Source organism: Exiguobacterium sp. ZOR0005 (assembly GCF_000798975.1).
Lineage (GTDB): Bacteria > Bacillota > Bacilli > Exiguobacteriales > Exiguobacteriaceae > Exiguobacterium > Exiguobacterium aurantiacum.
Genome location: NZ_JTLB01000013.1, coordinates 81,726 through 103,974 on the forward strand (window position 1 = coordinate 81,726; position 22,249 = coordinate 103,974).

Annotated in this window: 24 protein-coding genes, 2 riboswitches and 1 other annotated feature (1 of these 27 running past the window's edge); of the genes, 17 read left to right on the top strand and 7 right to left on the bottom strand. The window is 55.2% G+C overall.

Going from position 1 to position 22,249, the window contains the following annotated elements; all coding sequences use genetic code 11:
- Window positions 1-103, top strand: a binding site (T-box leader) (it extends 124 nt beyond the left edge of the window).
- 55 nt (window positions 104-158) lie between these two features.
- The 5 genes from trpD to trpA are packed head-to-tail and all read left to right on the top strand — an operon-like array spanning window position 159 to window position 4,393.
- The gene (trpD, locus tag L971_RS05750; RefSeq protein ID WP_047374898.1) at window positions 159-1,148 is read left to right on the top strand and encodes an anthranilate phosphoribosyltransferase; all 990 of its coding nucleotides are present in this window, start codon (window positions 159-161) and stop codon (window positions 1,146-1,148) included.
- The gene (trpC, locus tag L971_RS05755) at window positions 1,145-1,906 is read left to right on the top strand and encodes an indole-3-glycerol phosphate synthase TrpC (protein WP_024371195.1); all 762 of its coding nucleotides are present in this window, start codon (window positions 1,145-1,147) and stop codon (window positions 1,904-1,906) included. The genes trpD and trpC overlap by 4 nt, the downstream gene beginning before the upstream one ends.
- Entirely contained in the window at window positions 1,882-2,454 is a 573-nt protein-coding gene (locus tag L971_RS05760; RefSeq protein WP_047374900.1) for a phosphoribosylanthranilate isomerase, read from the top strand. The genes trpC and L971_RS05760 overlap by 25 nt, the downstream gene beginning before the upstream one ends.
- Window positions 2,436-3,617 carry a tryptophan synthase subunit beta gene (trpB, locus tag L971_RS05765; protein WP_024371193.1) on the top strand — a complete coding sequence of 394 codons (1,182 nt, stop codon included), beginning with the start codon at window positions 2,436-2,438 and terminating at the stop codon, window positions 3,615-3,617. The genes L971_RS05760 and trpB overlap by 19 nt, the downstream gene beginning before the upstream one ends.
- The gene (trpA, locus tag L971_RS05770; RefSeq protein WP_047374903.1) at window positions 3,617-4,393 is read left to right on the top strand and encodes a tryptophan synthase subunit alpha; all 777 of its coding nucleotides are present in this window, start codon (window positions 3,617-3,619) and stop codon (window positions 4,391-4,393) included. The genes trpB and trpA overlap by 1 nt, the downstream gene beginning before the upstream one ends.
- A gap of 38 nt (window positions 4,394-4,431) precedes the next feature.
- On the opposite strand, the gene L971_RS05775 is transcribed toward trpA, so the two are convergent.
- Entirely contained in the window at window positions 4,432-5,928 is a 1,497-nt protein-coding gene (locus tag L971_RS05775; protein WP_024371191.1) for a potassium/proton antiporter, read from the bottom strand.
- 157 nt (window positions 5,929-6,085) lie between these two features.
- Here L971_RS05775 and L971_RS05780 point away from each other — a divergent pair, with 157 nt between their 5' ends.
- Window positions 6,086-7,024: a RimK family alpha-L-glutamate ligase gene (locus L971_RS05780; RefSeq protein WP_047374904.1), complete on the top strand. Its 939-nt coding sequence runs from the start codon at window positions 6,086-6,088 to the stop codon at window positions 7,022-7,024.
- A 232-nt stretch (window positions 7,025-7,256) separates the two neighbouring features.
- Here the strand turns inward: L971_RS05780 and hemQ are convergent, their stop codons facing one another.
- The gene (hemQ, locus tag L971_RS05785; RefSeq protein WP_024371189.1) at window positions 7,257-8,030 is read right to left on the bottom strand and encodes a hydrogen peroxide-dependent heme synthase; all 774 of its coding nucleotides are present in this window, start codon (window positions 8,028-8,030) and stop codon (window positions 7,257-7,259) included.
- A gap of 337 nt (window positions 8,031-8,367) precedes the next feature.
- Between hemQ and pta the strand changes: the two genes are divergently transcribed.
- The 3 genes from pta to L971_RS15040 all read left to right on the top strand — a co-directional run bounded on the left by pta (window position 8,368) and on the right by L971_RS15040 (window position 9,931).
- Window positions 8,368-9,357: a phosphate acetyltransferase gene (gene pta, locus L971_RS05790; RefSeq protein ID WP_024371188.1), complete on the top strand. Its 990-nt coding sequence runs from the start codon at window positions 8,368-8,370 to the stop codon at window positions 9,355-9,357.
- A 110-nt stretch (window positions 9,358-9,467) separates the two neighbouring features.
- Window positions 9,468-9,767 carry a rhodanese-like domain-containing protein gene (locus L971_RS05795; RefSeq protein WP_024371187.1) on the top strand — a complete coding sequence of 100 codons (300 nt, stop codon included), beginning with the start codon at window positions 9,468-9,470 and terminating at the stop codon, window positions 9,765-9,767.
- Window positions 9,764-9,931, top strand: a complete 168-nt coding sequence (locus L971_RS15040; protein ID WP_156111500.1) for a hypothetical protein — start codon at window positions 9,764-9,766, stop codon at window positions 9,929-9,931. Before L971_RS05795 ends, L971_RS15040 begins: the two co-directional genes overlap by 4 nt.
- Window positions 9,932-9,967: 36 nt before the next feature.
- On the opposite strand, the gene folE2 is transcribed toward L971_RS15040, so the two are convergent.
- Window positions 9,968-10,876: a GTP cyclohydrolase FolE2 gene (gene folE2, locus L971_RS05805; RefSeq protein ID WP_029334174.1), complete on the bottom strand. Its 909-nt coding sequence runs from the start codon at window positions 10,874-10,876 to the stop codon at window positions 9,968-9,970.
- A 252-nt stretch (window positions 10,877-11,128) separates the two neighbouring features.
- On the opposite strand from folE2, the gene L971_RS05810 reads away from it, so the two are divergent.
- From L971_RS05810 to L971_RS05820, 3 genes are all read left to right on the top strand, one after another.
- A complete protein-coding gene (locus tag L971_RS05810) occupies window positions 11,129-11,959 on the top strand; it encodes a TerC family protein (RefSeq protein ID WP_047374906.1) in 831 nt (276 codons plus the stop codon).
- 99 nt (window positions 11,960-12,058) lie between these two features.
- Complete coding sequence (locus L971_RS05815; RefSeq protein ID WP_047374908.1) at window positions 12,059-12,628, top strand: PadR family transcriptional regulator; 570 nt, start codon at window positions 12,059-12,061, stop codon at window positions 12,626-12,628.
- Window positions 12,600-13,058, top strand: a complete 459-nt coding sequence (locus L971_RS05820; RefSeq protein ID WP_047374910.1) for a DUF4188 domain-containing protein — start codon at window positions 12,600-12,602, stop codon at window positions 13,056-13,058. The genes L971_RS05815 and L971_RS05820 overlap by 29 nt, the downstream gene beginning before the upstream one ends.
- 33 nt (window positions 13,059-13,091) lie before the next feature.
- Here L971_RS05820 and L971_RS05825 read toward each other — a convergent pair whose 3' ends face one another.
- From L971_RS05825 to L971_RS05840, 4 genes are read right to left on the bottom strand one after another with little or no spacing between them, the layout of a single operon-like run.
- Window positions 13,092-13,625, bottom strand: a complete 534-nt coding sequence (locus tag L971_RS05825) for an acireductone dioxygenase (protein ID WP_047374911.1) — start codon at window positions 13,623-13,625, stop codon at window positions 13,092-13,094.
- Between the two features lie 14 nt (window positions 13,626-13,639).
- Window positions 13,640-14,257, bottom strand: coding sequence for a methylthioribulose 1-phosphate dehydratase (locus tag L971_RS05830; RefSeq protein WP_047374913.1), 618 nt, complete (start codon window positions 14,255-14,257; stop codon window positions 13,640-13,642).
- Window positions 14,254-14,904 carry a 2-hydroxy-3-keto-5-methylthiopentenyl-1-phosphate phosphatase gene (locus tag L971_RS05835; RefSeq protein WP_047374916.1) on the bottom strand — a complete coding sequence of 217 codons (651 nt, stop codon included), beginning with the start codon at window positions 14,902-14,904 and terminating at the stop codon, window positions 14,254-14,256. Before L971_RS05835 ends, L971_RS05830 begins: the two co-directional genes overlap by 4 nt.
- Entirely contained in the window at window positions 14,901-16,055 is a 1,155-nt protein-coding gene (locus tag L971_RS05840; RefSeq protein WP_047374920.1) for a 2,3-diketo-5-methylthiopentyl-1-phosphate enolase, read from the bottom strand. Before L971_RS05840 ends, L971_RS05835 begins: the two co-directional genes overlap by 4 nt.
- 71 nt (window positions 16,056-16,126) lie before the next feature.
- Window positions 16,127-16,229, bottom strand: a riboswitch (SAM riboswitch).
- Between the two features lie 205 nt (window positions 16,230-16,434).
- Window positions 16,435-16,538, top strand: a riboswitch (SAM riboswitch).
- An 81-nt stretch (window positions 16,539-16,619) separates the two neighbouring features.
- On the opposite strand from L971_RS05840, the gene mtnK reads away from it, so the two are divergent.
- From mtnK to L971_RS05865, 5 genes are read left to right on the top strand one after another with little or no spacing between them, the layout of a single operon-like run.
- Window positions 16,620-17,774, top strand: coding sequence for an S-methyl-5-thioribose kinase (mtnK, locus tag L971_RS05845; protein ID WP_047374923.1), 1,155 nt, complete (start codon window positions 16,620-16,622; stop codon window positions 17,772-17,774).
- Window positions 17,771-18,805, top strand: coding sequence for an S-methyl-5-thioribose-1-phosphate isomerase (gene mtnA, locus L971_RS05850; RefSeq protein WP_051638861.1), 1,035 nt, complete (start codon window positions 17,771-17,773; stop codon window positions 18,803-18,805). Before mtnK ends, mtnA begins: the two co-directional genes overlap by 4 nt.
- The gene (locus tag L971_RS05855) at window positions 18,798-19,865 is read left to right on the top strand and encodes a sugar ABC transporter substrate-binding protein (RefSeq protein WP_047374925.1); all 1,068 of its coding nucleotides are present in this window, start codon (window positions 18,798-18,800) and stop codon (window positions 19,863-19,865) included. Before mtnA ends, L971_RS05855 begins: the two co-directional genes overlap by 8 nt.
- Window positions 19,865-21,265 (top strand): sugar ABC transporter ATP-binding protein, encoded by a 1,401-nt coding sequence (locus L971_RS05860; protein WP_052200297.1) that lies wholly within the window; start codon window positions 19,865-19,867, stop codon window positions 21,263-21,265. Before L971_RS05855 ends, L971_RS05860 begins: the two co-directional genes overlap by 1 nt.
- Complete coding sequence (locus L971_RS05865) at window positions 21,240-22,241, top strand: ABC transporter permease (RefSeq protein WP_052200299.1); 1,002 nt, start codon at window positions 21,240-21,242, stop codon at window positions 22,239-22,241. The genes L971_RS05860 and L971_RS05865 overlap by 26 nt, the downstream gene beginning before the upstream one ends.
- Window positions 22,242-22,249: the final 8 nt, after the last annotated feature.

A 22,249-nucleotide genomic window follows, 5' to 3' on the forward strand; every position in this document is an offset into this window, starting at 1 on the left:
CTGTGACGGCTTCCCCCGTTATCGGGATACGATGTGATAGCATCGGAAAGTGGGATCGATTGATCCAACGAGAGGTGGCACCGCGGTCCATACCGTCCTCCATACGACGTTTGTCGTATGGAGTTTTTTTTGTACCGAAAATTAGAGGAGGAACATATATGTTAACACGACTACTGACGAATCGATTGACGGCAGCGGAAATGAAACGAGCGGCGGCAGAGTTATTCGAGGCCGATGGGAACCAAATCAAAGAAGTGCTCCTCACGTTGAAAAAACGCGGAGAGACGGCCGAAGAGATGGCTGGCCTCGCCGATTACATCCGCGAGGCGGCAACGTTCCCCGAGACGACGATCCCGGTCCTCGATGTGTGCGGTACAGGCGGCGACGGGGCCCACACGTTCAACATCAGCTCGACCGTCGCGTTCGTCCTCGCCGGGCTCGGCATCCCGGTCGCGAAGCACGGCAATCGGAGCGTATCGAGTCGCTCAGGCAGTGCGGACGTGCTTGAGGCGTTGAACGTGCCGATCGTCCGGACGGCAGAAGACGTGTTAGCCGACCTGAAACGATCGAACTTGAGTTTCTTGTTCGCCCAACATGTCCACCCGATCATGAAGCACGTCATGCCGGCTCGAAAAGAGCTCGCGACCGCGACAATCTTTAATCAGATCGGCCCGCTCACGAACCCGCTCAAGCCGAGGCGGCAATTGATCGGGGTATATCATCCATCACTCCTTGAGAAGATGGCGGCGGCGATGAGATATCTCGGTGTGGAACGCGGGATGGTCGTCCATGGCGCTGGCGGACTTGATGAGGCAAGTTTGGCCGGAGCGAACGAGGTGCTCTTCTTTGCCGGGGAACAGACGGCAAGGTACAAGGTCGACCCGCGAGACGTCGGGTTGATGCGGGCACCGCTCTCTGCGTTACGAGGCGGGACACCAGAAGAAAATGCACAGACGCTCGTCGCTGTGTTGAACGGTCAGCCCGGTCCGGCCCGTGACGTCGTCTTGTTGAATGCGGCGCTCGCCTTGTGCACGTACGGGACGGTGAAGACGCTCCGCGAAGGGGTCGCCGAGGCGGCGCGCAGCATCGATGAAGGACATGCGGTCCGGGTCTTGACCCAACTACAACAAACGGAGGTCGGAATATGAGCTACTTGACGAAAATCATCGGCACGAAAATCGAAGAGGTCAACGAAATGGAAGACATCGTCGTCACGGCGACAGAACCGATTTCCTTGCAGCGGCTCGTCGCGGATGGGTTCCATGTCATCGCCGAAATCAAACGGGCCTCGCCTTCGAAAGGATTGATTCGAGAACAAGTCGATGTCGCGGAACAGGCCCGTGCATATGAGCGGGCCGGAGCGACGATGATCTCCGTGCTCACGGACGCGACGTACTTCAAAGGGTCGTTCGAAGACTTGCGCCTCGTTGCCGACGCGGTCGATATCCCGGTGCTGTGCAAAGATTTCATCATCGACGAACGCCAGCTCGATCGGGCGCAAGCGGCCGGGGCGAGAGCGGCACTGTTGATTGTCGCGGCGCTCCACCCGAGCCGTCTCCATGCTTTGAAGCAGTACGCACGGCACATCGGTCTCGACGTCCTCGTCGAGGTGCATGATGAATCGGAACTGCAGACCGCGCTCGAACTCGGCGACGTGTTGATCGGCATCAACAATCGCAACTTGAAGACGTTCGAGGTCACCCTCGATACATCGATTGAATTGATGCAACGCTATCCGGACGTCGCGTTCGTCAGCGAAAGCGGTGTTGAGAACAGTGAGGCGGCCGGCCGGCTCCAAGCGGCCGGGGCGAGAGCGATTCTCGTCGGGGAGGCGCTCATGCGTCAGGACGACCCGACGGCACTGGTCGAGGAGTTGACGACATGTTCGTTAAAATATGCGGATTAAAGACAGAGGAAAGCGTGCAGGCGGCAGTTGACGCGGGAGCCGACGCAATCGGCTTCGTGTTCGCCGACAGTTCACGCCGAATCGATGTGGACACGGCGACACGGTTACGTCAACACATCCCTGGATCGGTACGCGTCGTCGGGGTGTTTCTCGACCCGGCTCTCGAAGAGGTCGAGACGGCGCTCGTATGCGGATTGACCGATATTCAACTGCACCGGCGCACACTGCCGATCGAAGCGTTCCGACGTTTCGGGTTACCAATCATCGAAGCAAGTCGTGAGACGGAGGCGGATGTCGTGTTGTTGGATGCACCCGTTCCTGGGAGTGGGGAAACGCTCGATTGGAACGTGCTTCATCGCCCTGATAAACCGTTTTGGCTCGCCGGCGGGTTGGACAGTGAGAACGTGACAGAGGCGATTCGCCTCGTGAAACCTGACGGGGTCGACGTCTCAAGCGGCGTCGAGACGAACGGAGAAAAAGATAACGACAAGATTCGCACGTTCATCAAACGTGCCAAGGAGGAGTTTACATGTATAGCCAACCAGTGAACGGGAAGTTTGGGCCGTACGGCGGCAAGTATATACCGGAGACGCTCATGCAAGCGGTCGAGGAGTTAGAAGTGGCGTATGAAGAGGCGAAGCAAGACCCGGCCTTCCACGAACGGTTCGAAGAGCTCTTAAGCGAATATGTCGGTCGCGAGACGCCGCTCTATTATGCGGAAAACATGAGCCGGCGCCTCGGGACGAACGTCTATTTGAAACGGGAAGACTTGAACCATACCGGAGCTCATAAAATCAACAATACGATCGGACAGGCACTCCTCGCAAAACGGATGGGGAAACAGAAAATCGTCGCCGAGACCGGGGCCGGGCAACACGGTGTCGCGACGGCGACGGTGTGTGCTCTTCTTAACTTGGAATGTACAATCTTCATGGGCGAGGTCGACGTCGAACGCCAACAGTTGAACGTGTTTCGGATGGAACTGCTCGGGGCGACGGTCGTACCGGTCCAATCCGGGAGCCGGACGTTGAAGGATGCGGTGAATGAAGCGCTCCGCTACTGGGTCAAACATGTCGATGATACACATTACGTCATGGGATCGGTGCTCGGACCGCATCCATTCCCGGCGATGGTACGCGATTTCCAAAGTGTGATCGGTAAAGAGACGCGACTGCAAGTGCTTGAAAAGACGGGCCGTCTTCCGGACGCGGTCATCGCCTGTGTCGGCGGGGGCAGCAACGCGATGGGCATGTTCTATCCGTTCTTGAACGACGAGTCGGTCGCCCTATACGGCGTTGAAGCGGCGGGGAGCGGCGTTGATACGGACGAACACGCGGCGACGCTCACAAAAGGAGAAGTCGGTGTGTTGCACGGTTCGCTCATGTACGTGTTGCAGGACGCGGCAGGGCAGATCCAAGAAGCGCACTCAATTTCAGCCGGGCTCGATTATCCTGGTGTCGGTCCAGAGCATAGTTTCTTGAAAGACATCGAGCGGGTACGCTATGCAGCCGTCACGGACGACGAAGCGCTCGAGGCCTGTATGTCGCTCAGCCGGAACGAAGGCATCATCCCGGCACTCGAGTCGTCCCATGCGCTCGCCTATGCCGAGACACTCGCTCAGACGATGGCAGAGGATGACATTCTAGTCATCTGCTTATCAGGACGAGGCGACAAAGACGTTCACACGATTCGAGAAAGGGTGACGACATGATGAGATTAGATGAAGCGATTCGACAGCGGAGTGAAGGGGCCGCGTTCGTCCCGTATATCATGGCTGGGGACGGCGGGCTCGACAACTTGATTCCGACGATTGAACGGTTAGAAGCGATGGGGGCGACGGCGATCGAGCTCGGTATCCCGTTCTCCGATCCGGTGGCGGACGGTCCGATCATCGAGGCGGCCGGGATGCGCGCGCTCACGGACGGTGTAACGCTCGCGCGAGTACTCGATTGTTTAATAGAAGGAAGTGGACGTTTTTCCGTGCCGATCGTGCTCATGACATATTTGAATCCGGTGTTTCGCTTCGGGGTGCAGCCGTTCTTCGAGCGGGCCGCCGCGTGCGGCGTGAGCGGGGTCATCATCCCGGATTTGCCGTTCGAGGAGAGTCTTGAGCTGTTTGCCGGTATCGATCGCCGAGGTGTCGCCGTCGTACCGCTCGTCACGCTCACGAGTAGCGAGCAACGGATCGAGATGATCTTACGTCAGGCCGAAGGGTTTGTGTACGCGGTCACGTTGAAAGGGACGACCGGGAAGACGGACGTGTTCCCGGATGAGCTGCTCGGTCATTTGCGGTCGCTCACATCCCGGTCCCCTGTACCGGTGTTAGCTGGGTTCGGGGTACACCGGGCCGACCAAGTGCGGGTGCTCGGGGAAGTGTGCGACGGCGTCGTCGTCGGCAGTTTTATCGTCGAGGCGTTGCACGAAGGACGGGACGCCGAAGTGGAAGCGTTAATCCAATCGGCGAAAACAGTGGACACAAAAAGGTAAGGAGTGTGCTTTGGCACAACCTTACCTTTTTTACATCGTTATAGCTCGACACGTTCGAGCCCGTCCTCCCCGAACTTGCGGTCGAGTTGGTCGTGGCGATACGTCGAGGCGAGAACGTATAATAAGTCACCCGGCTCGATCTTCGTCTGACCGGTCGGCGGAATGAGATAGTCTTGACGCACGATGGCATTCACGACCGTGTTCGGTGGAAGCGTGATATCAGCGAGCGTCTTGCCGATCATCGATGACTCTTCCGTCGCGACGTACGGGACAAGTTGATGTTGCGATTGCTTGCTCGAAACGAGGGCGATCGAGTATGGCGATCGGATTTTATCAGGTCCGAGCAATTTGAGTTTTGTGGCGAGCGGCATGAGCGTCGTTCCTTGAATCAAGGCGCTCGTCACGACGACGAAGAAGACGGCGTTGAAGATGAGCTGGCTATTGTCGATCCCGGCGATGAGCGGGAACGTCGCGAGCACGATCGGGACAGCACCTTTGAGGCCGGCCCACGAGATGAATAGTTTTTCTTTGTTCGTGAACGCCATGCCGACCGTCGACAAGTAGACGGCGATCGGTCGCGCGATGAACATTAAGATGAACGAGATGAGCAAACCTTTCCAAATGAGCTCAGGGTCAAACAGCTGTTTCGGGAAGACGAGCAACCCGAGGATGACGAACATGATGATTTGCATGATCCAGGCGAGTGCCTCGGAGAATTGGACGATCGTTACCTCGTGTGCCGTATGGGCGTTGCCAACGATCATCGCCGCGATATAGACGGCGAGAAGTCCGCTGCCCGCGAAGTAAGCGGCGACCCCATACGTCATGAACGCCATCGAGATCATGAGGACAGCGTGCAGTCCGCTCGAGTCGAGCTTTAAATGGTTGAGCATGAGACGCGACGCATTTCCAAGCATATATCCGACGAACGCACCGACGATCAGCTGAAGGATGAACATCCAAATGCCGTCCCAAACGGTCGTGTCCGGCTTCATCATGAAATCGAGGGCGAGAATCGTCAAGAACATCGCCATCGGGTCGTTCGTGCCGGACTCGGCTTCGAGTGTCGCACCGACGTTCGGTGCAATGTTCTTTCCTTTAAAGGCGGCAAAGACGGCCGCGGCGTCCGTCGAACCGATGATGGCGCCAAATAGGAAAGACTCAATCCAATCGAAACCAAATACGAAACGAACGGCAACTGCGACGACACCGGTCGTGAGCAAGACGCCGATCGTGGCGAGCGAGGCGGAAGGAGCGATGACGCTGCGGATCGATGACCACTTCGTCTGCAGCCCCCCTTCGAATAAGATGACGATGAGCGCCGCGACCCCGATCATTTGGGCAAGACTCGTGTCGTCAAAGAAAATCAACCCTGTGATATCGCTGCCGATAATCATGCCGATACCCATGAACAAAAGAAGGGCGGGAAGACCGAACCGTGTCGAGACGCGCGTAGCGAGCACTCCTGCGACGAGGAGTAAGCCGAACAATAAGATCAAACTATCCGTACTTAAAATCGAACCATTCAAACACATCACTTCCTTATCGTTTGTCGCATTTCTCAAGTTATTATTAAGTTCATTATACCATGAAATCGTTATGATATAAGAAACAACGCATTCTCACATTCGCACATTGGAATAATAAGATATAGCGTGGTAAAGTGAGAATACGATAAAAGGGGAGGTACGTATGGCTAAAATTCATGTGTTACACGAAAACAATGAGTGGACGGACCATCTCGTCAAACGACTCGACGAGTTGGCGTTACCGTATGAGTTGTGGCATTTAGACGAGGGGATGATCGACATTGAGGCGAACCCGCCTGAAGGCGTGTTTTATAACCGAATGAGCGCCTCGTCCCATACACGTGGGCATCGTTACGCACCCGAGTTGACCGAAGGGGTGCTCGCTTGGCTTGAAGCGAACGAGCGGACCGTCTTTAACGGGACGCGCGCCATCCGGCTCGAAGTGAGCAAAGTCAATCAGTATACAGCGCTTCGCCGTGAAGGGATTCGTGTACCGAAGACAATCGCCGCTGTCGGTAAAGAGCAAATCATGAAGGCCGCGGAGGCGCTCGGGATGACGCCGTTCATCACGAAGCATAACCGGGCCGGGAAAGGGCTCGGAGTGCAACTGTTCCACACGATCGAAGCGTTGCGCGAATATGTCTATGGGCCGACGTTCGAGGACTCGGTCGACGGTATCACGTTGATTCAACAATACATCGAGGCGCCGCAACCGTTCATCACACGGTGTGAGTTCATCGGCGGCAAGTTCTTGTATGCGGTGCGCGTCGACACGTCGGAAGGGTTTGAACTATGCCCCGCGGACGCCTGCTCGATTGAGGACCTGTTCTGTCCGGTCGGCGAAACGCCGCCTGCGAAGTTCGAGATCGTCGAAGGATTTGATGATCCGATTCTCGCTCAGCTCGAGGCGTTCCTCGCGGCGAACGAGATTGCCGTCGCAGGCATCGAGATCATCGAGGACAAAGACGGCAACGTCTACGCTTACGACGTGAACACGAACACGAACTATAACTCGGACGCCGAAGCGAAGGCGGGAACGTATGGCATGCTCGAACTCGCGACGTTCCTCGGCGACGCGCTGCACGCGAAGACGACAAAATAAAGGGTCAGGCTTTTGCCTGACCCTTTCGCTGTGTATGTTTTAACTGTTGTTCAAATCGAAGTTGGACTAGCTCGGCAGTCGGTGCCATTCGCTCAATAAACGAATCTAAACGTTCCGCAGTGTCTCGATCTGATTCCTTGAACACGCGCATCGTTGTTCACCTCATTGATCATTATTATGGAATTGCTTCTATAATCAATGTTTCCCGAGGCACCGTCCGCATAAACCTCGATTACCCGAGGAATGTGCCGAGTTCTTCTTTTGGTAAGATGTTCCCGACGTAGAAATCGCCAAACTCTCCATACTTCGCACTCACTTCATCAAAGCGCATCTCATAAACGATTTTCTTGAACTGAAGCGAATCTTCCGCGAATAGCGTCACGCCCCATTCCCAACCGTCAAAACCAGTCGATCCACCAATAAATTGTTGGATTTTGCCGGCGTAGCTACGGCCGATCATGCTGTGTCGGTACATGAGGTCTTTCCGCTCATCCATCGACAACGTATACCAGTTATCGCCGTCACGGCGGGCCTTGCTCATCGGATAGAAGCAGATGTGTGCCGCTTTCGGGAGCGTCGGGTAGAGACGCGACCGGATGTGCGGGTTTTCATACGGATCGCCGTCGCCTGAGCCACGGTACATGCCGAGTTCGATGACCGAGACGTACGAATACGACGGGATCATGTAGTCGTACAGCTTCGTCTTCCGAAGCGCGAGCTCGACTTGCTCGAGCTCTTTGAACGTTGGACGAAGGACCATAAGAACGACGTCCGCCTTTTGTCCTAAAATCGAATAAAAGGCGTGGCTGCCTTCACCGCGCGTTTCCACTTCTTCAAGCGAGGCGAGGAACGCGACGAATTCATCAATCATTTCTTGGCGTGCCGTAGCGTCAACAGTTTTCAAGCGGGTCCAATCGATCGTGCGGAAATCATGGAGCGTGTACCAACCGTCCAACGTGGCGGCGGCGTGCTGTGTCTCTGTAGTTGGTGCAGGACGTTCTGACATAAAAAAACTCCTTTCAGGAACTTAGGCTTCGCTGTTTATTTTACCATAGTCCCTTCACAGCCTGCCAAGTTTGACGCCGGCTGTGAATCTTATCACAGTCGAGACGGGAAAAAGCAACGAGCCGGCCATGAATGAAAACGGCTTCAAAACAGCCTGTATCAGTCGGTAGAGCATAACTGTTGTATTCATATAATGATTGATTTCAAGCGATTTATGACGGATCGGGCAGAATAGTTTATTTTAAAAAAGGTCCTGTGTATAATTGAAATCGCATAAAGACAGAAATCGGTCACAAACCGTAAGTGATTCTTATTATACGAAAAGGGGTTCCTCCGTTATGAAACTATTTGATACGTTAAAGCAGAAAGTCAGCCCGATCCGTCCAACTATCGTCTTGCCTGAAGGCGTCGATGAGCGCGTCCTCGGAGCCGCGGTCCGTTTGAAGAACGACGGCATGGTCGACCCGATCGTCATCGGTCCGAAAGCCGAGCTCGATGCGGTCGCAACGAAGCACGGATTTGATATCTCGAACTTGACGCAGTACGACCCGGCGACGTACGAAGACATCGACACACTCGTCGAAGCGTTCGTCGAGCGCCGCAAAGGCAAAGCGACGCCAGAACAGGCCCGTGAATTGTTGACGTCTGACGTCAACTACTTCGGGACGATGCTCGTCCACACAGGCAAGGCAGAAGGTCTCGTCTCTGGTGCGATGCACGCGACAGCCGACACGGTCCGTCCGGCCCTTCAAATCATCAAAATGCAAGAAGGCATCAAAAAGACATCAGGTGTCTTCATCATGGTACGCGACAACGAGCAGTACGTCTTCTCGGACTGTGCGATCAACATCGCACCGGACGCGGCCGACCTCGCTGAGAACGCCTACTTGTCAGCGTTGACAGCGAAGACGTTCGGCATCGAGCCGCAAGTCGCGCTCCTCAGCTTCTCGACGAAAGGTTCAGCGAAATCGCCTGAAACCGAGAAGGTCATCGAAGCGACACGTCTCGCCAAAGAAAAAGCACCGAATCTTCCAATCGACGGTGAGCTTCAGTTCGACGCCGCGTTCGTCCCGAGCGTAGCAGCGAAGAAAGCGCCAGGCTCTGACGTGGCCGGGAACGCCAACGTCTTCGTCTTCCCAAGCCTCGAAGCCGGGAACATCGGCTACAAGATGGTTCAACGTTTCGGCGGGTTCGAAGCGATCGGACCGATCCTCCAAGGCCTCAACAAGCCGGTCAACGACTTGTCGCGCGGCTGTAACGAAGAAGACGTCTACAAATTGACGCTCATCACAGCGGCACAAGCCATCGACGAGCGCAACGAAGCGTAAGTCGCAAGCATCTTCCTTAGGGAGGGTGCTTTTTTTACAAGAAACTTGAGTTTGTTTGTACAGATGCTGAGGTAAACTAATAGAGGACAACATTAAAAGGGGGAACCTATATGCAAAACATCCATGCAACCGAATTACGTGAAAAACTCGAGAATGGGGAGTCGCTCCACATCATCGACGTGCGCGAACAAGACGAATACGACGCGGGTCACATCCCGCACGTACCGCTCTATCCATTGTCTGAGTTCCCGGAAGTGACAGAAAAGCTCGCCAAAGACAACGTCTATCATGTCATTTGCCGCTCGGGCGGGCGCAGTGTGACGGCGTGCGACCACTTAGAGTCACAAGGATATAAAGTCGTCAACGTCGAGGGCGGCATGCTCGCCTGGGACGGTGACATCGAAGCGTGATGCTCGACAATCCTTGGGTCGTCATCCCGCTCCTCATCGCCTTGTATTTGACCGTGTACGCGTTCGTCAAACGGCTCGATTGGGCCAAATGGCGAATCGTGTGGGCGGTATGGGTTATCTTGATTGTGATCCTGTTGACGATTCGGCTCGTCCGGAGCCTATAAAAAACGAGTGAAGCCAAAGTCGGCTTCACTCGTTTTTTAGTTCTCGCGTTTATCGAACGTGATCGAGGCAATCGCGTCATGTTGGTGAATCGATTCTTCGTTCCGACATTCGACGAAGAAGTTGACGACTTGCTTCATCTCGTACAAGTCGGCTGCGATTAAACGGACCATGTCTTCGACGAAGCGCGGGTTCTCGTACGCGATCTCTGTCGCGCGCTTCTCATCCGGACGTTTGAGGACCGGGTGAAGCGGTGCCGAGGCGTTCGACTCGGCTGCATCGAGAAGAGCGAGGCGCCAGTCAAAACCGTCGAGCGACGTCTCGTCGAGGCCGGCCTCGATCGTGATGTATCCGCGTTGGTTATGGGCACTGTATTCACTGATTTCCTTAGAACACGGGCAAAGCGTCGTGACGTTGATGACGAGACCGACCGTGACGCTCGCTGTCCCCGTCTCAAGGTTGTACGACACGCGGTGCATGACATCAGCGTTCATGAGACCGCTGAGGCCCGTTGCTGGCGCTTTTCGGCTAAAGAACCATGGGTAGCGGATCGTGAGTTGCCCTTCTGTTTGCTCCATTCGCTCGGCGAGCTCTTGTGCGAACTCGATGAGCGACGCGTTCGACACGGTCCAGCCTTGGTTATGGTACGCGTCGAGCTGTTCGGTAAGGCGTGACATGTTGATGCCTTTCCGATCCTGCACGAGTGACGTTGTCAATTCGAACGTCGCGACCGTTGCCTGGATGCCGTCTGGCGTCTCGATGTTGACCGGGTGTTTCACGTTTGAGATGCCGACGCTGTCGAGCGCGAACAAGAAGTTTTTCGGTGTATTCTGCAAATCGATCATTTTATCTTTTTCTGTCGGTTTCGTTCCCTTGATTGGCGGGACCGAACCGAATAATTTATGTCGTTCTGCTTTAGTAGGTAAAGCGACATGGCTTGTAGACATAATCGGATTCTCCTTTTTTGAGAGGGTGGGGACCACCACTCGTTCTTGTTAGGATTTTATCACGAAACGTACGTGAACCGGGTATCAATTTGCTCTCTGAACATGCTGTGAACCTGTTTTTAGTGAGAAACTTCATAGTGTGAAAAAAAACGATTGCTTTTAAAAAGAAATCGGAATAGAATGTTCTCGTGAACTTAAAAAAGTAGTCACTATTAAATATGAAGGAACACAACTAAAAGGAGATGGATTTACATGGATTGGCAGTTAATTCTGCAGTATGCTTGGATCGTCGTTGTCCTCGTTGGTCTTGAAGGGCTATTATCTGCAGACAATGCGCTCGTCTTGGCTGTCATGGTCAAACATTTGCCGCGCACGGAACAAAAGAAAGCATTGTTCTATGGCTTACTTGGAGCGTTCGTATTCCGCTTCCTCGCACTGTTCCTCATCTCGTTTTTAATCAACGTCTGGCAAGTGCAGGCACTCGGTGCCCTCTACTTGATCGGGATGAGCGCGAGACACCTGTATATGACGTATAAGGCGCGTCATATGGCACCGCATCAAGACTTGGCCGCAGAAGCGAAAGCCGAGACGGCCGTCACGGAGCGTCCGGTCTCGCGTAAAGAGTTTTGGTGGACGGTCGCGAAAGTCGAATTCGCGGACATCGCCTTCGCGGTCGACTCGATTTTGGCGGCGGTCGCGCTCGCGGTCAGTCTCCCGGCACTCGGTCTCGGTGAAATCGGCGGCATCGACTCCGGTCAGTTCTTCGTCGTCTTGCTCGGTGGACTCATCGGTGTCGTCTTGATGCGTTTCGCCGCCCGCATTTTCGTGAAGCTGTTGCACGAGCGTCCGACGCTCGAGACGGCCGCCTTCATGATCGTCGGTTGGGTCGGGGTGAAACTGACGGTACTCGTCTTAGAACATGATGGCTTTAAACAATTAATAGAAGGAACACCGTTCGAGTTCATCGGACTCCCGCACGGGTTCGTCCACTCGACGGGTTGGACGCTCTTCTTCTGGTCGGTCATGGTCGGTATTGCTCTATGGGGTTGGTTCTCATCGAAACCGTCCGCGGTCAAACATTAAGCGATGTGCCTCGACATGAGGCACATTTTTTTGTTTTGTTCTTCTACATACGTGGTACATATCAAATAGATAGTATCTTTTTGATATAGGAGACGGAACATGCCGCGAGAAAATGCCACACGCTACGCTATATTGGGGCTTTTGACGACAACATGTCGCACGGGTTACGAAATGAAGCAGATGATTGATAACAGCCTGAGTCATTTTTGGAAAATCAGCTTCGGACAAGTGTATCCGACATTAAAAACACTTGAAAACGAGGGGCTTATCATTCAATCGAATGAAGGCGATGAGCGAAAAGCGTATGAATTGACCGAATTAGGTAAAGACGAGTTAAAGCGATGGCTCGGTGAGAAACCGGATGAATTGCCGATTCAGCGAAATGAGCTGTTGCTCAAGTTGTTTTTTGCCAGACATGAACCGATTTCAGAGACGATCGAGAAAATTGCTCATCATGAAAATTTATTAAGTGCGCGCTTGAAGACGTATGACCTGATTGAAACGATGATCCGTTCGAGTGATGCGGAATCGCCGGACGCCCTGTACTGGTTGTTGACGCTCGACTACGGAAAACGACAGACGGTTGCACTGATTGAATGGTGTGGACAGGCAATTCGTACGCTTGAAGGGGGAATAGACGATGGAACGGAAAATGGCCGTCCCAAATGAAGAAGTCGTCGTATTTGTCATCGGTTTACGGGTAAATCGGTTTCGTTCGATTCGGAAATGGTGGCCAGCTTTCAGTGCCATGCCTGCGATGTTGAAGGAGTTGTACACACAACGGGATTTAGGTTTTCTATCGCATGAGATGACCGTCGGCTGGCGCTCTGTCACTCTCATTCAATATTGGCGTTCAAGCGAGGAACTTCTCGATTATGCACACGGCAAGCTGCATCTTGAAGCTTGGAAAGCGTTCAACCAGAAAGCACGGTCGAGTGAAGTCGTCGGGATTTTTCACGAGACGTATGAAGTGAGCAACTATGAGACGATGTACGTCAACTTGCCGACACGTGGACTTGGCAAAGCGCTAGGGGCTATCGATGTCGTGAAGGCGCGTGAGTCGGCTAAGGAACGGTTGGCCGAACGACAAATGAAATGAAAGAAGCGGACGAGCGACTCGTCCGCTTCTTTATTATGCTGTCACGTCTTCTTTGTCGTAGATCGGCACCCAACCTTCCGTCGTCACGAAAATACGGACGGCGACGACTTGGCGGTCGGCTTGGAGTGTGAAGTAGTGGCGCGTGTTCACCGGCACCGAGATCAGGTCGCCCGGGTTGAGCTCGATGTTGAAATAGCCGCGCTCGGCGTCGTCGATGGCGAAAATCCCGTGGCCGCTGACGATGAAACGGACTTCGTCATCGGTATGATGATGTTCTTTTTGGAAGTTGACGAGCAGTTCGTCCAAGTTCGGTGTCGCCTCCGACAGGGAGATGACGTCCGCTGTCTTATAGCCGCGGCGCTCGGAGACGTCTCGGATCTCGTCGCGGAACGTCGCGAGAATCGCTTGTTTGTCTTCGTCGGTCAGTTGATAGTTTTCTTGAAGGTCAGCCGGGAGCTTATCGATGTCCCACTGCTCATACAAGATGCCGCGCGACTCTAAAAATGCGCTCACTTCAGCTTGGTCGACGTAACGTTCTTCTGTTTGTTGGAAATAGATGGTTGCCATGATTCAATTCCTCCTTATGAATGGACGCCTAGGGCGCGTAGTTTTAACGTGTAGCTGAACAAAAATTCATAGGCCTCCAAGTAACGTTTCGCCGCATCGGGTGTCTCGCCCCATACAGTGATGCCGTGATTACGGATGAGGACGGCACCGGCGCTTGAATGGACATGTCGGGCGAACGCAGAGGCAAGCGTCGGGATATCGGCGTGGTTGTCGATGATCGGGACGCGGACGACGGCGTCTTCTTCCCAAAAACCGAGCGCCTTGATGATCTCTTGTCCGGTAAAGACGACTTCGCCGTTTGGGGCGTGAAGTTCTGAGATGACGTTATTGTCGACCGTATGGACGTGAAGGGAACATGCGGCCTCTGTTTTGTTGAACACTTCGACGTGGAGCAGCGTCTCGGCGGACGGTTTACCGCTTTGTTCACCGATCAATCGTCCGGCCGCATCGACGAGGACGAAATCTTCGGCTGTCCGCTTTCGTTTATCACGTCCGCTCGCTGTCACTAAAAATTCGAGCGGGTCGTCCGAGACGCGGATTGCCAAATTCCCGCTCGTTCCGGGGAACCAGTCGCGGGCGGCGAGTTCGTCTTTAATGTCGGCGAGTTCGAGCCAACGTGCGGTCACGCTCATACGGGCACCTCCTTCAAATGATGAGTGATTTCGTCAAACGTCTCGAACGGGTAATAGTTAATGCCTTCTGTCTCACAGAGCGTGATGAGCTGTCCGCGAGCGTAGACGAAGTCGGCCTGCTTGGCGATCTCGAAGTCGGTCACCGAGTCACCGATGACAATCAAGCGATCATCAGGATTGACGATGCGACGGGCGATTGTCGGTTTGCAGCAACCACAATCGTTCGTACAAGACGCATCGCAAGCATGCGGCCAGTCGATGCGTACCGTCTCCGCGGAGAAATCGGCGACGTTGCAGTAGATGTGGTCCGGGTCAACGTGCCCGCTTAAAATCGGATGGACGAAAAAGTCCATCCCGCCGCTGACGACGTCAAACTGCCACTCGTTTTGACGAACTTCTTCCAAAAAGTGAACGAATCCGGGCCGGAGTTGAATATGTCCTACCAAATAGTCGCGATACGCCGTCTTCTCGGCACTCGGCAACAAGTGAAACATCTGACCGACGCCTGCCCGGATCGAAATGTGTTGGGCGAGCACATCCTCTTTGATGGCGTGCCATTCCGGTGGGGCGAACGCCTTCATGAGGGCGATGATGTTGTCCTCGGCTGTGATCGTCCCGTCAAAGTCACAGAGGATATGGACCGTCATCGCGTCGACCACACCTTGAGTGCGGCATCGAGTGCATCCGTTCGACCGGTCTGCCCGAGCGCCTGCTCGATCGCTTGTCGGAAGGCGCGGGCACCGGCAGCGGCGCCGTCCGGATGACCGTGAATGCCGCCGCCGGCGTTGATGACGACGTCCGTACCGAAGTCGCGGATGATGTCTTCGACGAGCCCCGGGTGAATCCCGGCCGACGGGACCGGTAAGATCGGCTTCGACCAGTGCGGTTTGGCACTGAAATCGCGAATCGCGAACGCCTCGTCTGGAGGTGTCGCGAGCGAGCCGTAAGGGGACGGGAACAGCGTCAAGTCGGCACCGGCGAGACGAATGAATTTACCGAGCAAAAGCGAGTGGCTGATTGACCCGGTCAAGGCACCGGCGAACGCCGGATGCGCCAAAATCGGGACACGGATGGCGGGATCTTTCGCCAGCTCCCGGAGTGCATCGAGTCCGTATGTATAGACGTTGAACAACAGTGCCGTCGCGCCCGCCTCGATCAAGCGGCGTGCTTGGTCGCGCAACCCGAACACCGGGCCGCTCAGCGTGACCGCATACAGTGCGCGTTTTCCCGTCGTGTTGAAGTGTTCTTGAATCACGGATGCGCCGATGCGCGCTCGCTCAAGCGAAGGGGTGAGCGGATTGTCGTACAAGATCTCGTCGTCTTTGACGATGTCGATGCCACCGGCGAGCTGGTCGCGCAGTTGCTGTTCTAAAAACTGTAAGTCCCGTCCGATGACGCCTTTAAAGATGCTCATGACGAGCGGGCGATCGTCGACGCCGAGCTGGTCGCGAATCCCGTCGACACCGAACTTGGCGCCAGGGAAGTCGGCTGAAAGTGATGCAGGTAGCTCGAAATCAATCAAACGGACCGAGTCATCGAGTGACAGTTTCCCAAACGTCGTCGTCAATATCGACGAGAAGTCAGGACTGACGTTTTCAATCGGGTACCGGATCGTGAACCGGCTCGTCGCGTCTGTATGGGACGTCGAGACGACCTCGCCGCGGTACGCCTGTAACTGTTGTCGTTCTAAATGGGGCAAGTCTGTCCACGTGCCGACGGTCAATTCGAGCGCGATTTTCTCGGCGATATCGGCGACGCGGTCAGTACGGTTGATTTCATAAGTGGCAATGATGCCCATGGTCGTTCCTCCTTCCGGTCACACAAAAAATGACCCCATGCCGAGGCAAGAGGTCATCATAAAAAAATGAACTCTTATCTCTCAGCTTACGCTGCAAGAATTAGCACCGTGCCCAATCGGGTCGGTTGCTGCGACATCATCGGGCTTGTCCCCTCCGTCTGCTCTTGATAAGAATATGATTTGAAGTTGTGAAATTTAATTGAATTTTTGCACAGAATCGTCACAGCGTCAATTCCTTTTTTTGAAAAAAATTATTTTTGAAAGTTGTTTCCATATATGCAAAGAAAAAGTGGGTCGGCTCGTCACAAATCGTCGTTGACAAGCATGGCGCACAGTCCGTAATATTCATCACAACACGTTCACACAATCGAATACGACACTCTTATCGCGAGTTGGCAGAGGGAATTGGCCCGATGACGCCGCAGCAACCGACCAGTAAGGCACGGTGCTACATCCACCAGACAGACGTCTGAAAGATGAGAGGAACAACCAATTTGGGTGTGCCTCTTTCTCGCGGAGAAAGGGGCTTTTTTTGTGGGAATCATACCGAAAGGGGAAACAATCATGGCATATCAACCATTTACAGAACAGACCATCGTCGAGCACGTCCGGGCACTCGGATTGATCGAGGAAGAGGGAATCGCCCAGTGTGAAGAGATCGGTGACGGCAACTTGAACCTCGTCTTTCGCATTCGTCAAGGCGAGACGAGTTTGATCGTGAAGCAAGCGCTCCCGTACGCGAAAGTCGTCGGGGAGAGCTGGCCGCTCACGCTCGAGCGGGCCTGGATCGAGCAGTTGGCGCTTCGGGAGTTCGCTGAAGTCGTTCCACGATTCGTACCACGAGTGATCGGGAGCGACCGCGCCCTCGCCTACACGATTTTAGAGGATTTGTCTGAATATGATATCGTCCGCACCGGTTATCTCGAAGGGAAGACGTATCCGGAGCTGGCCCGTCACGTCGGCGAGTTTTTAGGGGAGACGCTGTTTGTCACGTCCGACTATGCGGCCGGACCAATCGAAAAGAAACGAAAAGAGCGGGAGTATTACAACCCGGAACTGTGCGACATCACAGAAAAACTCATCTTCACCGACCCGTATAAAGATGCCGAATCGAACAACATCGAGGCGGAGCTTCGCCCGGACGTCGAGCGTTTGTGGCAAGACAAGGCGCTGAAAGTCGAAGTGGCAAAACTGAAAGTCGGGTTCGTCACGAAACATGACGCCTTGCTTCACGGCGACTTACATACCGGCAGCATCTTCGCGACGTCACAGGAAACGAAAATCATCGACCCGGAGTTCGCGTTTTACGGACCGTTCGGTTTTGACGTCGGTCAAATCATCGCTCATTTGACGCTTGCGACGTTCCACGATCCGCTCAAGCGGTTCGAACGGTTCACCGACGTCCTCACCGTCTGGGAGACGTTCGAGAAGACGTTCCGTCACAACTTCACGAGCGCCGTCGAGCCGTTCAATACGGAAGGGTACGTCGACGACTTGCTCGGAACAATCTTCAGCGACACGATCGGCTACGCCGGTTGCGAGCTCATCCGCCGCGCCATCGGCCTCGCCGGCGTCGCGGACCTCGAGACGTTACCCGAAGTGGCCCGTCTCGAGCGAAAACGTGATGCGCTCGCCCTCGGCGCCACCCTCATCAAAGAGCGGCACACCGTCGATTCGATTGACGACCTCGTGGCACTCCTCTCGGGGGTGCGCGTATGACCGTCCAAAACATTCGTTTCGACGCATCGACCCATGAGCTGGTCCTTTTAGATCAGACGCTCCTTCCGCACGAGGCGCGTTACGTGACGATCGAGACGCTCGAAGAAGCCGAACGTGCGATTGAGACACTCCAAGTCCGAGGCGCACCGGCGATCGCGTACTTCGGGGCGTTCGTCTTGGCGAAAGAGGCAGGACGATTAGTCGACGACCCGGATTTCACGCGTCGCCTTGAAATCGTCGGACGCCGCTTGATCGCGACACGGCCGACGGCGGTCAACCTTCAAAATGTGATCGAGTCGCTCCTCGAGCTGAACGTCGGGGACGATTTTGAACAGATTGCCGGGGAAATCGAACGACGTGCCGTTGCGTTATATGACCGCGACGTCGACACATATCGCTCTATCGGTGAGCACGCACTGACGGTATTACCGGCAGGTGGGAACATCTTGACGATCTGCAACGCCGGTGCCATCGCGACGTCACGTTACGGTACGGCACTTGCCCCGTTTTATGTCGGTAAAGAGCAAGGCGTCACATTCAACGTCTTCGCCTGTGAGACGCGACCGCTTCTCCAAGGGGCCCGTCTCACAGTCTGGGAGCTCGACCAGGCCGATATCGATGTCACGCTCATCACCGACAATATGGCCGCATGGACGATTCAAGCGAAAGGCGTCGACGCGATCATCGTCGGGGCCGACCGCATCACGCGGACGGGTCACGTCGCCAACAAGATCGGCACGCTCCAACTCGCCGTGCTCGCCAAGCATTACGGGATCCCGTTCTACGTCGCGGCACCGCATTCGACGTTCGATTTGACGGCGGACGATGCGATTGAAATCGAGGAGCGGGACGCGAAAGAAGTGACGCATATCGGTGGCCAGCCGACGGCTCCTGTCGGTATCACCGTCTTCAATCCGGCGTTCGACGTCACGCCGCCCGAGCTCATTACGGGGCTCATCACCGAGGCGGGCGTGTTCGAGGCGAACGAGACGGCCATCACACATCACGTAGGGGGAACGGTTCATGTCTAAAAAACTATTGATTTTACTATTCACGTTCGTGTTGGCGCTCGTCGGCTGCACGAACGAACAAGCGGCGACACCGAAACCGGCCGAGAAGACGCCGGAGACGAAACCGGTGTCCACCTCGAACGGCACGTTGCCGAAAGACATCGACGTCGCCCTGATCATGCAAATGTCGATCGGGACGTTCTCGTCGCAGTACATTAACGGCGTGACCGAGCAAGTCGAATCGTTCGGCGGCAATGTGAAAGTGTATAACGCTGACAACGACTTATCGAAGATGGCGAGTTATGTCGACACGGCGACGACGCAAGGTGTCGATGTCATCTTGATCGACCACGGGCGTGCCGACCCGTTGAAAGAACCGGTCCAACGAGCGCTCGACAAAGGCATCAAAGTCGTCGCGTTCGACAACGATTTGACGAACGAGGGCGTGACCGTTATCGACCAGGACGATTATTCGCTCGCCTGGCGTTCGCTCAAGGCGCTCGCGGAAGATTTGGACGGCGAAGGGAAAATCGTCACGATTTGGGTCGGCGGCTTCACGCCGATGGAACGACGCCACACGATTTATGACGCGTTCTTGAAGCGTTATCCAGGCATCGAAGAAGTGGCCAAATTCGGTTCAGCGACGAACAACACCGCACTTGACACGCAAAGCCAGATGGAGGCGATTTTGAAGAAGTATCCGGAAGGCGAGATTGACGCCGTGTTCGCGATGTGGGATGAGTTCGCTAAAGGTGCGAGCCGTGCCATCAAACAAGCGGGGCGCGATGAGATTGCCGTCTACGGTATCGATTTGAGCGACGAGGACCTCCAGCTCATGCAAGAAGACGGGAGCCCATGGAAAGTGACGGCGGCGACCGACCCGGCTGAAATCGGTCGTATCCAAGTCCGGTACGCCTACCAAAAACTCGCCGGCGAAGAGACACCGTCAATTCATTCGGTCGACCCATATCTCGTCGATCGTGACGTCTTGCCGGACGAGAAAGTGACAATGGACGACCTCGGTCAATACGTGCCGAACTGGGGCGCGTCAGACGCGGCCTGGTCAGATTGGATGAAATGATGATTCGGCTTGAACGCGTCACAAAACAATACGGGGACGTGACGGTTCTCGACGACGTCACGTTCGGGCTGCGTCGCGGTGAGATTCATGGCCTTCTCGGCTTAAACGGGGCCGGGAAGAGCACGTTAATCAAGTTATTGAACGGCACGACGACACCGACGTCCGGGTCCATCTCGCTTGACGACGAGGCCGTCGTGCTCACGCCGGCCGAAGCGATTCGACGCGGGGTCATCACCGTGTCGCAAGAAGTCGATGATGCGCTCTATCTCGACTTACCGGTCTATGAGAACGTCGTGCCGTGGCAGACAGTCAAAAGGGTTCAACCGCGCGAATTGAAGCGACGGGCGACGGCGTATTTGAAGCGTGTCGGCCTCACGATCGATGTGACGAAACCGAGTGGACATTACCCGCTCAGCGTCAAACAACGGATTTTAATTGCAAGAGCGCTTGCGAGCGAGGCGACGTACCTCTTACTCGATGAGCCGACGGCGGCCTTGTCGACGGACGACGCGGCGGCACTGCTCACGTTGTTGCAGACACTCGCCGAAGACGGTGTCGGCATCCTCCTCATCACTCACCGCTCCGAGGAGCTGTCGCGTGTCACGACGACGACGACGTTTCTCCGTGATGGGCGACTCGTCTATGAAGGGCCGTTCCAACCGTTGTCGACCGAAGACGTCCATACGCTATTGAGCGGGACGTCACTTGTAGATGAGTTGGAAAAAGCAACACCGACGAACGAGGTTCAACTGAAGGCGACGCTCACGCTACCCGTGTTTGGGACCGAGTTGTCCTTCACCGCCTATAAAGGCGAAGTCGTCGGCATCGGCGGCGTGACGGGCAGCGGCAAGACCGAGCTCATCGAGGCGTTGTTCGGTTTGTCCGACGTGAAGCAACATATCGAGCACGGAGGGAAAGTGACGACGGTCCAAACGCCGCGTCAAGCGGTCCGAGCCGGGTTCGCCCTCGTCCCGGAAGAGCGCCGGAAACAAGGACTCTTTCTCGACGACTCGATTGAACGAAACGCGTTAGTCGTTGAAGGCGAGACGAGCGTGTTACAACGCGTCTTGTCCTCGCTTCGTGTCAAGTATGCCGATGTTCGACAGCCGGTGCGTGAGCTGAGCGGCGGCAATCAACAAAAAGTCGTCCTCAGCAAATGGTTGTTTCAAGACCGGGACGTGTATTTACTCGACGAGCCGACGAAAGGCGTCGATGTGACGGCGAAACGCGACATTTATGAGCTCGTGACGCAACTGGCCAAAAAAGGCAAGACGGTCATCTTCACGTCGAGTGAGGCGCATGAATTAGAACTCGTCGCCAACCGCACGCTTTGGCTCGACCGCGGCCGCTGGCAACAGAAAGGAGGGGCATCATATGGCCCAACTCGTACTCAAACCTAAGGCGAGACGATTCACCGGCATCGGTCAATACGGGACGCTGTTCGCGATTCTCGCATTGATTGCGGTCTTCGGCGTGACGAACGACCAGTTCCTAACGTACGCCAATTTCAGCGATATCATCAAATCTGTCTCGATCGTCTCGTTGCTCGCCCTCGGGGTGACGTTCTCGCTCATCGTCGGCGGATTCGATTTATCGGTCGGTTCGACGGCGAGCCTCGCGACGGTCGGGGCGGCGTCAAGCCTCGTGTTACATAGTCAAGAGCTGCTCGTCGCCTTGCTCGTCCCGATTGTTCTCGGCGTGCTCGTCGGACTGTTGAACGCGCTCGTGACGATCAAATTCCGGTTGCCGGATTTGCTTGCGACGCTCGCCATCATGTACGTCATCAATGGGGTCCAGTTGACGTATACGAAAGGCTTCTCGATTTATGACAACATGCCGATTGAAGGGGGGACGGCGCCGGGCCGGTTCATCCCATCGTTCCTCTTCATCGGACAAGGCTCGATCGGGCCGGTCCCGTTCGTCGCCATCTTGATGGTCATCTTCTTCGCCGGGGCGCATCTGTTCTTGACGTATTCGAAGACGGGTCGCGAATTTTATTACGTCGGCTCGAACGTCGAGGCGGCCCGTCGTTCCGGTATCGCCGTCAACCGCATCAAGCTGTACGCCTACGTGTTGAGCGGATTGTTCGCAGCGATTGGCGGCATCATCTTGGCGTCACGGATCGGCACGGGGCAAGTTTCGGCCGGGGCGCCGCTCTTAATGGACGCCGTTGCGGCCGCCTATATCGGCTATGCCGTCTTCGGGACAGGACGACCGAACGTCGTCGGCACGTTGATCGGTGCCGTCTTGATTGGGATTTTGTTGAACGGGCTGACGATGTGGGACGTGCCGTATTATGCCCAAGATATCGTCAAAGGGACCATCTTGATTGCGGCGCTCGGCTTGTCATATATCCAAAAGAAACAGCTGACATAGGAAAAGTC